The sequence below is a fragment of the Thermus caliditerrae genome (assembly GCF_021462525.1).
In the GTDB taxonomy this organism is placed as follows: Bacteria; Deinococcota; Deinococci; order Deinococcales; family Thermaceae; genus Thermus; species Thermus caliditerrae.
In genome coordinates this window covers 145,583-155,763 of sequence record NZ_JAKEDT010000003.1, presented here as the reverse complement: position 1 = coordinate 155,763, position 10,181 = coordinate 145,583, and the positions used below count along the sequence as shown (strand labels likewise).

Genomic DNA, 10,181 nt, shown 5'->3' with positions numbered 1-10,181 from the left:
CCTCCGGTCCAAACGGCAAGCTCCTCATACAGCCCCATTTTGTCTGAACTCAAAGGGGGAGCTCAGTACCACCCCCGCCCTTGACACTCAAGAGGTATGAGTGTCAAAATGCCCTAACAGGAGGGTAGGGTATGCCGGTCTACGTCTACAAGGGCCTGGAAACGGGCAACTACTACGAGTTTGAGCAGGGCTTCCACGACGAACCCCTCAGGGCGCACCCCGAAACGGGAGAGCCCCTGAAGCGGGTGATCACCCCCCCTGCCATCATCTTCAAGGGTTCGGGGTGGCACGTGAAGGACTACGCCAAGAAGGACTCCGGCTCCAAGTCCGAGGGTTCTGAGTCCAAGGAGTAGAGGAGAAACCACTGGGCCCGAAGCCAGGGCTTCGGGCCTTATACTTTTTTCATGCTAGACCTGGTGGCCTTGGTGCTGGTCGTCTTGGGGGTGGGGGTTCTTTTTAGCCCCAAACGGGCGTACGCGTTTCCCCTCCTGGGGGTGGGGCTTTTGCTCCTGGTGCTGAGCTATAGCTTCGTGGTGGTTCCTGCGGGGCACGTGGGGGTGGTCTTTAACATCCTCAAGGGGGTGCAGCCCGCCCCTTTGGGCGAGGGGGTGCACTTCGTGGTTCCGGGCCTGCAGCAGGTGATCCTTTACGACGCCCGGGTCAAAGAGGTGACCCTCTCCGCGCCCCATGAGGGGGAGCGCCGGGCCGACACCTCCATCCGCGCCCGCTCCAAGGAGGGGTTGGAGATCGGGGTGGACGTCACGGTGCAGTACCGCATCCTCAAGGAGCGGGCGGCCAAGTTGCACCAGGAGGTCGGGCCCAACTACCTGGAAACCCTGATCGTGCCCCAGGTGCGCTCCAAGGTGCGGGACGCCGTGGGGCAGTACAACGCCGCCGAGCTTATCAGCACCCAACGCACCGCTTTGGAAACCTCGGTGATCCAGGGCCTCGAGGAAACGCTCCGCCAGTACCACATCGAGCTGGTTTCCGTCCTCCTCAGGGAGATCCGCATCCCGGAGACCGTGGCCAAGGTCATCGAGGAGAAGCAGACCGCCGAGCAGCAGGTGCAGATCGAGATCAACCGCCGCAAGCAGGCGGAGATCGCCGCCCAGCGGCGGGTGATCGAGGCCCAAGGGGAGCGGGACGCGGCCATCCTGCGGGCGGAGGGGGAGGCCAAGGCCATCGAGCTTCGGGGCCGGGCCCTTAAGGCAGCCCCTGAGGTGGTCCAGCTCATCTTCGCCGAGAAGCTGGCCCCCGGGGTGCAGACGGTTTTTGTCCCCAGCACGGGGAACTTCCTTTTGGACCTCCGGGGCCTGCAGGGGGGCGGACAGGGCCGCTGAGCGCCCCGTCGGGCTTGCGCCAGATGGGGGGCCAGAAAGGCCACGGGCAAGGTAGCTTAGCTTTGGCCGAGAGGGCGACCTTGGCGTGCCGACGCTTAGGGCAAGACCCGGTCCCCTGGGGAGAGCTCCAAAAGGCCTTCCCGCACCTCCAGCACCCCCCGGTAAGCCAGGCTCGGGGTGTAGACCTCCCCGGGCGTCAGACGCACCACCTTGAGCACCCGGCCCTGGGCGTCTAGAAAGGCTAGAACCACGGGGAAGCGGTAGCCCGCTGTGCTGAAAGGGGCGTCGGTGGCTTCGGGGAAAAGGTACAGAAGTGCTTCCAGCTCCTCGGTCCGCACCCCCAGGCCCCGGCTCCAAGCCTCGGGGGAGCGGGCCAGCGGGGCCTGGAGGGCGCGGGGGCCCTTTTGGGTTTCCACCACCACCCGTTGCGTGGGGGGTGGGGGCTGGAGCCGCCTTGCCGCCAGGAGGTAGCCCATGAAGGAAAAGACGGAGAGCACCACCAAAAGGGCAAAGGCCGCGAGGGGAAAAAGGGGGTTGCGCTCCACTACTTGGGCCAGAGCTTGAGGGCCTCACCTCCCACCCGGGCCCCGGGGGTGAGGCCGCGCCGGGCGAACCAGCCTTGGCTGACCTCGAGGGCCCCCTGATAGACCGCCAGGGGGTAGTAAACGGGGCAGGGGTCGGCCCGGCAGGGTTCCATGTCCAGGATGCGCAGGATGACCCCTTGCCGGTCAAAGAAGGCGATGGAGAGGGGGATGAGGGTGTTCTTCATCCAGAAGCCGCCGTTGGTGGGGGCGGGGAAGAGGAAGACCATGCCCTCGTCCTCCGCCAGGGCCTTGCGGAACATCAGGCCCTGGGCCTGGCGCTCGGGGGTGTCGGCCACCTCCACCTTGAGGAGGTGGCGCTTGCCCCCCTGTTCCACGTAGAGGGTGCTCTTGGGAAAGGTGAGCCCCTGGGCCAAGGCCCAAAGCCCTAGGAGGAGGACCGCCAGAGGGCGCATAGGGCCATTATGGCAGAAGGGGGAGGAGAGCCGCCCGGATGGCCGCCTGCACCTCGGCCACGGGCTTGCGGGCGTCCAGGACCCGAAACCGCTCGGGCTCGGCCTCGGCCAGCCTCAGGTAGCCCTCCCGCACCCTCTGGAAGAAGGGGAGGCCCAGCCTTTCCAAGCGGTCGGGGTCCTTGACCCGTTTTAGGGCCTCCTCCGGGGGCAGGTCCAGGAGGAAGGTGAGCCTGGGCTTTAGGCCCCCCGTGGCCTCCTGGGCCACCGCCAGGAGCCAGGGAAGGGATAGGCCCCGGCCATACCCCTGGTAGGCCAGACTGGAGTCCAGGTAGCGGTCGGAGACCACCCAAAACCCCGCCTCTAAAGCGGGGAGAACCACCTTGCGCACGTGCTCCGCCCGGTCGGCGCTGAAGAGGAGGTACTCCGCCTCGGGCGAAAGCTCCGTACCCAGCAAGAGGTCCCGCACGCCAGGAAGCCCTCCGCCCGGCTCCCGGGTGAGGCGCACCCTAAGCCCCTGCCCCTCCAGGAAGCCCTGGAGGAGGTGGGCCTGGGTGGACTTGCCCGAGCCGTCTAGGCCCTCGAGGGTCAGGAACACCCCCCTCATAGCCCCGTGGGGTGGTCCAGGAAGACCCAGGGCAGACCGAAGCGGGCCTCTAGATGCCTTGCCAAGGCCTTCACCCCGAAGACCTCGGTGTCGTAGTGCCCGGCGTAGATGACGTTCAAGCCCCGCTCGAAGGTTTCGTGGAAGACGCTGTGCTTGGGCTCCCCGGTGATGAAGAGGTCGGCCTCCACTTTTTCCACGAGCCCCGCCGCCCCACCGGAAACGATGACCGCGGTCTCCACCCGGTCGCTTCCCCCTTGGTGCACCAGGGGGGTCATGCCCGTGAGCTGGCCCAGCCGGTCCGCCACCTGCACCAGGGGGGTGGGGAGGGGAAAGCGCCCCTTCACCCCCACGTCGTAGGGCTCCAGGGCCTCGAGGCCCAGGGCCCGGGCCAGCTCGTGGTTGTTGCCCACCTCAGGGTGCGCGTCCAGGGGCAGGTGGGCGGCGTAGAGGCTGATCCCCCCCTGGAAGAGGAGCTCCAGGCGGCGCTTGTGGTGGCCCACGATGGGGAAAGGTTTGCCCCAGAAGAGGCCGTGGTGGACGAGGAGGAAGTCCACCCCCTCCTCGAGGGCCTTGCGGAAGATGGCCTCGGCGGCGTCCACCGCCGTCCCCACCTTGCGCACCTCCCGTTTGCCCTCCACCTGCAGGCCGTTGAGGGAAGGGTCCTGGGGAAAGTCCTTGATCCGCAGGTAGGCGTCCAGGTAGCGCACCAGCTCGTCCCGGTCCATGGGGCCTAGCTTACCCAGCCGGGGGCGGGGGACGCCAGGCTTGGCGAATGACCGGTCAGTATCATGGGGGCATGGAACCGGAACTCCTCCTTAAGCTCCGCTTCCTCTCCGACCTGACCCCTGGCCCTGAGGGCTTTCCCCTCTTCCTCCTCACCGACATCGTGCCGGGGGAACCGCCCCGGTACCGCTCGAGGCTGGCCCTTTTTGACGGCACCTTGCGCTTTCTCACCCAGGAGGAGGCCAAAAAGCCCCGCTACGCCCACCCCTACGCCTACTTCCTGCGCAAGGTGGGAGAGGCCCAGGAGCTCTTCCGCCTGGACCTCCGGGGGGGCGAGGCGGAGCGGCTCACGGAAACCCCGGGGGTTCTGGACTACGCCCTCTCCCCCGGGGGGGAGGTGGCCTTTTTGGCCCTGAAGGAGGCGCCCAAGCCCGGTAGCCCCCGGGTTTACCAGGGCTGGCCCTTCAAGTTTGACGGGCGCGGCCTCCTGCCCGAGGGCAATGTGGCGCTCTACCTTTGGAAGGAAGGGGAGAAGCGCCTTCTTCTGGACCGCTACCCCGCCCCCAAGGAGATGGTCTTCGCCCCCGAGGGGCTCTACCTGGTGATGGCGGAGGACGTCCTTGCCCAGGCGGAGGGGCGGGACACCCTCTACCTCCTGCGGGATGGGGTTCTGGAAAGGGTTTACGGGGGGGTGGGCCCCATCTTCGCCCTGGAGTGGAGCCCGGAGGGGCTCTTCTTCCTGGGCCACGCCTTCGAGCGGGGCGGGGGCACGGAGGCCCGGCTTTACCACCTGCGGGGCGGGGAGGCCCGGGTGCTCCTGGAGGGAAGCCTCCTGAACTCGGTGAACAGCGACCTGCGCTACGGCGCCCACCCCCAAGGGCCCAGGTGGGGCGGCGACGGGGTCTACGTGGTGCGCACCGAGGCGGGCCTGGCCCGGCTCTACCGGGTGGACCTTTCCGGGAAGGCCGAGGCCCTGCCCGCAGGGGGGAGCGTCCTCGCCTTCGCCCCCACGGAGCGAGGACTTTTCCTCCTCACCGAGGACTTCACCCGCCCGGCCCGCCTCGAGGGGCCCCTGGGCGTCTTCGACCCCAACGAGAAGGTTGCCCTCCCCTTAGCCGAGCCGGTCTACACCAAGTGGGCGAGCCCCGAGGGCCACCGGGTGCCGGGCTGGGTTCTGCTTCCGGAAGGGCTAGGGCCCCACCCGGTCATCCTCTACATCCACGGGGGGCCCCACACCGCCTTCGGCCGGGCGCCCATGCTGGAGCTCCAGGTCTTCCGCCAGGCGGGGTACGCGGTGGCCTTCGCCAACCCCCGGGGCTCCACCGGCTACGGCCAGGACTTCGCCCTCCTGGAAGGGGCGTGGGGGGAAAAGGACGAGCGGGACCTCCTGGGCTTTTTGGACCACGTCCTCGCCCGCTTTCCCCTGGACCCCGCCCGGGTGGGGGTGGCCGGGGGAAGCTACGGAGGGTACATGGTGAACTGGCTCACCGCCCGCCACCCCGGGCGCTTCCGGGCGGCGGTTACCGACCGGAGCATCTGCAACTGGCTGAGCTTCTTCGGGGCCAGCGACATCGGTCCCCGCTTCACCTTCCTGGAGCTTTCCGCCAAGCCTTGGGAGAGGCCGGAGGTGCTTTGGGAGAAGAGCCCTTTGCGCCTGGTTCATCAGGTGCGGACCCCCACCCTGGTGGTCCACTCCGAGCAGGACCACCGCTGCCCCATCGACCAGGGGGAAACCTGGTACACCGCCCTCCTCCACTTGGGGGTGAGGACCCGCTTCTTCCGGGTGCCGGAAGAAGGCCACGAGCTTTCCCGCTCCGGTCGGCCCGACCGCCGCGTGGCTCGGCTTAAGGCTTACCTAGACTGGTGGCGAGAAAACCTTTAGCCCCCTGGCGAGAGCAAAACCCACGCCCCCTTTAGGGGGCGTGGGGCAGCGTGCCGACGGGGTTTCAGGCCTGGTTCTCGGCCACCGGCTCGGGAATGGGGCCGAAGGTTTCCTCGTAGCGGGCTACGTTCTCCGCCAGGCTCCGAAGAAGGGCCTTGGCGTGCTGCGGGCTGGTGATCACCCGGCTCACCACCATGGCTCCTCCCTGGGGCTGCAGGAGGGCGAAGTCCAGGATGAACTCGTTTTTGGTGTGGGCGATCAGGGCCAGGTTGGTGTAGCGCCCCAGGGCCACGTCCTTGTCGATCTGGATGTCCAGCTTCAGTTCGTTCATGCCAGGGCCTCCTCGAGTTTGGGCAGGGTCTTCTTCAGGGCCAGGCGCACCCGCCCCAGGCTCCTCACCCCGTCCAGGAAGACGAGGAGGTGATAGCCAGGCAAGGGCACCAGGAGAAGAGCCCCCTCCGGGTACTCTACCATGACCTCTTCCACCCGCTCCTGGCCCAGGGTCTGGGCCAGGGCCTTGGCGGTGCCCAGCACCGTGGCCGCTCGGGCGGAGAGGGACCCGGTCTCGGGTGCGTTGGCTTCCCGTACCTCTTCCACCACGAACCCGTCCTCGCTGAGGAGGGCGGCCACCTGAACCCCCTTGGTGGCCTTGAGCTCTTGCAGGGCTTCTTCCACCATGCCTCCTTATACCAAGCATCAGAGGCTCTGCACCTGCAGGGCGATGCGGGAGAGTTCCTGGCCGATGGCCTTGCGGTCCATCCCCCGCTCGATCACCGCCCCCAGGATGTACTCCCCCACCCGCAGGGCCAGCACCTCCTGGTTTTCCGTGGCCAGGGTGAAGCGGCGTACCTCCCCGGAGAGGGCTTCGGCCAAGGGGGTCATGTGCCGCACCAAGGAGGCCAGCTCTGCCGCCAAGACCTCCGCCGGGGGGTTCCCGCGGCCCAGGGCTTCGATCACCAGTCCGTCCAGACCCGTGAGTACGGCCCGCCGGACCCCCAGGGGGGCCAGGCTCTCTAGGTAAGCCATCCCACCACCTCCGCTAGCGTTTCCGCGGTCCTGGCCGTCTGCAGGCGCGCCTGGCCCAGGTTGGCTTCCTGCCCCAAAAGCAGAAGGAGGAAGAGGTCTTCCCGGGGTTTGGGGCCTGTGAGGGCGCGCACCATGCGCGCATAGCCTACCACGGGGTGCCCCGCCACCAGGAGCTCCTGCACCCTGGGGGTGCCGAGGCTTCCCGCGTAGGCTGTCCGGGCCTGGCGCAACAGGGCGGCGTGCTCGGCGATGGCGGCCTCGAGATCCACCCGCTTTCGCCGCACCCCCTCCACCAGGAGCCCGTCCAGGGTGCCGATGGCCGCGGCGAAGGACCCCTCCACCCGGTCCAATAGGCCTTGCAGAAGCTCCTCCATGTTCGGCCTTCTAGCCATGCCCTCTCCCAAGCCCCCATGGCGGGCTGGTTCAGACGGGTTTGCGCCCCTCGAGGGCCCGGCCCAGGGTCACCTCGTCCACGTACTCCAGGCTGCCCCCCACGGGCAGGCCGTAGGCCAGCCGGGTAGCCTTCACCCCAAGGCGCTTGAGCTCCTCCGCCAGGTAAAGGGCGGTGGCCTCTCCCTCCACGGTCATGGAGGTGGCCAACACCACCTCCTTCACCCCTGCCAGCCTCGGCCAGAGGGTTTCTAGGTTGAGCTCCTTGGGCCCCACCCCCTCCAGGGGGTTCAAGGCCCCCCCCAGCACGTGGTAAAGCCCGTGGAACTCCCCGCTCCGCTCCAGGGCGAAGAGGTCGGAAACGCTCTCCACCACCGCCAGGACCGAGCGTTCGCGGCTTTCGTCCTGGCAGATGGGGCAAAGCTCTCCCTCCGCCAGGTTGCCGCAGAGGCGGCAGGTGCTCAGCCGTTCCAGACCCTGAAGCGCTTCTTTCAGCTCCAAGGCCTCCTCCCGGTGGAAGGCCAGGTGCAGGGCCAGCTTCTGCGCGGTCTTGGGGCCAACCCCCGGCAGGCGGGAGAGGGCGCGGGCCAGCTTCAGGAGGCTTTCGGGGTACTTCATGCGTTCTTTCCCGGGGCCCCCGCCAGGGCGCTAGCCCTGGCGGGGTTTCAGAAGAGCTTCCCCAACATCTGCCCCACGCCCCCCAGTTCCCGACTCATCTCCTTTTCCGAGAGCTCGTGGGCCTTCTTCTGTGCGTCTTGGATGGCCACCAGGAGAAGGTCTTCCAGGCCCTCCGGGTCGTCGGCGAAGGTCTTCAGGGCTTCGGGCTTGAGCCGCAGGGCCAGGATCTTGCCGTGGCCGTTGGCCTCCACCTCCACCAGGCCCTGGGCCATGCCCACCACGGTCATGGTCTCCAGCCGCTCTTGGATCTCCGCAGCCTTCTTCTGGGCTTTTTGCGCTTCCTTCAAGAGCTTCTGCAGGTTCATGCTCCCTCCCCCATGAGTATAGTGGAAGGCATGGAGCGCCCAAGAAGGCTTCGTTCCCCCCTGTTGCGCCCCTTGGTGGCCGAGGTGGACCTTAATCCCCGCCACCTCATCCTGCCCCTCTTCGTCAAGGAGGCGGGGGAGCCCGAGGAGGTGGCTTCCATGCCCGGGGTCTTCCGCCATCCCCTACAGGACCTCCCCCGCGTGGGGGAGCTGGCCCTGAAGGCGGGCCTGGGCGGGGTCATCCTCTTTGGGGTTCTGCCCGAGGAGGCCAAGGACCCCTTGGGCCACGGGGCCTACGCGGAGGAGGGGATCGTGCAGCGGGCCATCCGCCTCCTCAAGCGGGAGGTGCCGGAGCTTCTGGTCATGGCCGACACCTGCCTCTGCGAGTACACCGACCACGGCCACTGCGGGGTGGTGCGGGAGGGCCCTTTGGGCTTCTACGTGGACAACGACGCCACCTTGGAGCTCCTGGCCAAGACCGCCCTCTCCCAGGCCCAGGCGGGGGCGGACGTGGTGGCCCCCAGCGCCATGATGGACGGGCAGGTTAAGGCCATCCGGCAGGCTTTGGACCGGGGGGGGTTCGCCCATGTGCCCATCCTTTCCTATGCGGTCAAGTACGCCTCCGCCTTCTACGGCCCCTTCCGCGAGGCGGCGGGAAGCGCCCCCCAGTTCGGGGACCGCACCGGCTACCAGATGGACCCCAGGGCGGGGCTCTGGGACGCCCTAAGGGAAGCCCACTTGGACGACCTCGAGGGAGCCGACCTCCTCATGGTCAAACCCGCCCTGCCCTACCTGGACGTGCTCTTCGCCCTCAAGGGGCGCTTCGCCAAGCCCCTCTTCGCCTACCAGGTTTCCGGGGAGTACGCCATGCTCAAGGCGGCCAGCCTCAGGGGCTGGCTGGACGAAAGGCGGGCGGTTTTGGAAAGCCTCTACGCCTTGAGGCGGGCTGGGGCCCAGGGCGTTCTCACCTATTACGCCCTGGAGGCGGCCCGCTGGCTCAAGGAGGCCTAAGCGCCCTGGGTCTGGCGGGCCTCCTTGGGGGCGGGGATGCCTCCCGTAAGGAGGGTGTAGCCCGCCGCCAGGCTCACCATGGCCCCCGCCAGGAGGAAGACCATGGGGGCGCCGATGAGCCCCTCCAAGGCGCCTCCCAGCATGGTGCCGATGAGGACGGCGGCGTTCATCACCGCGCCGAAGGCGGCGAAGATGCGCCCCCGCATCTCCTGCGGGGTGTTGAGCTGGAGGATGGAGCGGGCGGGGACGATGAAGGCCATGTTGAGGAAGCCGCTGATGAAGAAGGCCGGGAGCACCCAGGCGAAGAAGGGGAAGGCCCCGATGGAGGCCTCGAAGATCCCAAAGAGCAAAAGGCCTAAGAGGAAGAGCCTCTCCCTGGGGATGCGCCTCAGGAGGTGGGGGAGGGCGAGGCCCCCCAGGATGGCCCCCAGGGCCATGGCCGCCTCCATGAAGCCGAAGCCCGCCGAGCCCACCTTGAGCCACTTGATGGCCAGCACCACCCCTAAGGCGGTTTCCACCGAGCCGAAGGCGGCGGCGGCGAAGAGAGTGCCCACCGCCCGGCGGATGGTGGGGTGGCGGACGAGGTGCCCTAGGCCCTCCTTTACCCGGGCGAGGAAGCCCGCTTTGGAAAGCTTCTCCGGCCTAAGGGGGGGGAGGCCTGCCAGGATGAGCCCCGAGGCCAGGTAGGTGGCCGCGTCCAGGTAGAAGGCGAAGGCTGGACCCACCGCCGCCACCAAGACCCCCGCCGCACCTACGAAGAGGACTTCGGAAAGGCGGTCGGCCAAGAGGATGAGGCTGTTGGCCTCGTCCACCTCCTCCTTGGGCACCAGGTCGGGGACCACCGCGTTTTGAATGGGGTCGTGCAGGTCCCGCAGAAGCTCAATCAAGAAGACCAGGAAGAGCAGGATGGGGAGGCTTTTGGCCCCCAGCAGGGGGATGAGGGCCACCAGGGGGGCCCGGAGGAGGTCGGACCAGACGAGAAGGCGCTTGCGGTCTTGGGTGTCGGCCCAGGCGGAGAGGAGGGGGGAGAAGAGCACGGTGCCCAGAAGCTGGACCCCCAGGACCAAAGAGACCCAGATGGCCTTCTCCGTGAGCAGGTAGATGAGGACCAGAAGGGCTACCCGGTGGATCTTGCTCCCCGCCTGGGAAACCAGGTAGGAAAAGATGAGGCGAGCGAAGGGCGCATGCCGTAGAGCTTTCATAAACCACCTTTCCCGGGGATTAT

General features: G+C 67.7%; 15 protein-coding genes. 4 read left to right on the top strand and 11 right to left on the bottom strand.

From position 1 onward, the window contains the following. Nucleotides 1-131 precede the first annotated feature (131 nt). Nucleotides 132-353: an FmdB family zinc ribbon protein gene (locus tag L1088_RS03690; protein WP_234553766.1), complete on the top strand. Its 222-nt coding sequence runs from the start codon at nt 132-134 to the stop codon at nt 351-353. Nucleotides 354-404: 51 nt separating this feature from the next. Continuing rightward, a complete protein-coding gene (locus L1088_RS03685) occupies nt 405-1,340 on the top strand; it encodes a prohibitin family protein (protein ID WP_234553765.1) in 936 nt (311 codons plus the stop codon). Between the two features lie 95 nt (nt 1,341-1,435). Here the strand turns inward: L1088_RS03685 and L1088_RS03680 are convergent, their stop codons facing one another. The 4 genes from L1088_RS03680 to L1088_RS03665 are packed head-to-tail and all read right to left on the bottom strand — an operon-like array spanning nt 1,436 to nt 3,666. After that, nucleotides 1,436-1,885, bottom strand: a complete 450-nt coding sequence (locus L1088_RS03680) for a DUF192 domain-containing protein (protein ID WP_234553764.1) — start codon at nt 1,883-1,885, stop codon at nt 1,436-1,438. After that, nucleotides 1,885-2,337: a DUF192 domain-containing protein gene (locus L1088_RS03675; RefSeq protein WP_234553763.1), complete on the bottom strand. Its 453-nt coding sequence runs from the start codon at nt 2,335-2,337 to the stop codon at nt 1,885-1,887. Before L1088_RS03675 ends, L1088_RS03680 begins: the two co-directional genes overlap by 1 nt. Nucleotides 2,338-2,344: 7 nt before the next feature. After that, nucleotides 2,345-2,941: a dTMP kinase gene (gene tmk / locus L1088_RS03670; protein ID WP_038047866.1), complete on the bottom strand. Its 597-nt coding sequence runs from the start codon at nt 2,939-2,941 to the stop codon at nt 2,345-2,347. After that, nucleotides 2,938-3,666, bottom strand: a complete 729-nt coding sequence (locus tag L1088_RS03665) for a Nif3-like dinuclear metal center hexameric protein (RefSeq protein WP_234553762.1) — start codon at nt 3,664-3,666, stop codon at nt 2,938-2,940. The genes tmk and L1088_RS03665 overlap by 4 nt, the downstream gene beginning before the upstream one ends. A 71-nt stretch (nt 3,667-3,737) precedes the next feature. Here L1088_RS03665 and L1088_RS03660 point away from each other — a divergent pair, with 71 nt between their 5' ends. Beyond that, nucleotides 3,738-5,546, top strand: a complete 1,809-nt coding sequence (locus tag L1088_RS03660) for a S9 family peptidase (RefSeq protein WP_234553761.1) — start codon at nt 3,738-3,740, stop codon at nt 5,544-5,546. 64 nt (nt 5,547-5,610) lie between these two features. On the opposite strand, the gene L1088_RS03655 is transcribed toward L1088_RS03660, so the two are convergent. From L1088_RS03655 to L1088_RS03630, 6 genes are read right to left on the bottom strand one after another with little or no spacing between them, the layout of a single operon-like run. Continuing rightward, a complete protein-coding gene (locus tag L1088_RS03655) occupies nt 5,611-5,877 on the bottom strand; it encodes a DUF3467 domain-containing protein (protein ID WP_234553760.1) in 267 nt (88 codons plus the stop codon). Next, nucleotides 5,874-6,221: a roadblock/LC7 domain-containing protein gene (locus tag L1088_RS03650; RefSeq protein ID WP_234553775.1), complete on the bottom strand. Its 348-nt coding sequence runs from the start codon at nt 6,219-6,221 to the stop codon at nt 5,874-5,876. The genes L1088_RS03655 and L1088_RS03650 overlap by 4 nt, the downstream gene beginning before the upstream one ends. A gap of 21 nt (nt 6,222-6,242) precedes the next feature. Beyond that, nucleotides 6,243-6,572: a roadblock/LC7 domain-containing protein gene (locus L1088_RS03645; RefSeq protein ID WP_038047858.1), complete on the bottom strand. Its 330-nt coding sequence runs from the start codon at nt 6,570-6,572 to the stop codon at nt 6,243-6,245. After that, nucleotides 6,560-6,946, bottom strand: a complete 387-nt coding sequence (locus L1088_RS03640) for a roadblock/LC7 domain-containing protein (protein ID WP_234553759.1) — start codon at nt 6,944-6,946, stop codon at nt 6,560-6,562. The genes L1088_RS03645 and L1088_RS03640 overlap by 13 nt, the downstream gene beginning before the upstream one ends. Before the next feature lie 49 nt (nt 6,947-6,995). Continuing rightward, nucleotides 6,996-7,580 (bottom strand): recombination mediator RecR, encoded by a 585-nt coding sequence (gene recR / locus L1088_RS03635; protein WP_234553758.1) that lies wholly within the window; start codon nt 7,578-7,580, stop codon nt 6,996-6,998. A gap of 47 nt (nt 7,581-7,627) precedes the next feature. Continuing rightward, a complete protein-coding gene (locus tag L1088_RS03630; RefSeq protein ID WP_038047852.1) occupies nt 7,628-7,945 on the bottom strand; it encodes a YbaB/EbfC family nucleoid-associated protein in 318 nt (105 codons plus the stop codon). Between the two features lie 30 nt (nt 7,946-7,975). Here L1088_RS03630 and hemB point away from each other — a divergent pair, with 30 nt between their 5' ends. Beyond that, complete coding sequence (gene hemB / locus L1088_RS03625; RefSeq protein WP_234553757.1) at nt 7,976-8,956, top strand: porphobilinogen synthase; 981 nt, start codon at nt 7,976-7,978, stop codon at nt 8,954-8,956. Here the strand turns inward: hemB and L1088_RS03620 are convergent. Further along, nucleotides 8,953-10,158 (bottom strand): MFS transporter, encoded by a 1,206-nt coding sequence (locus L1088_RS03620; RefSeq protein ID WP_234553756.1) that lies wholly within the window; start codon nt 10,156-10,158, stop codon nt 8,953-8,955. The genes hemB and L1088_RS03620 overlap by 4 nt on opposite strands. Between the last annotated feature and the right edge of the window lie 23 nt (nt 10,159-10,181).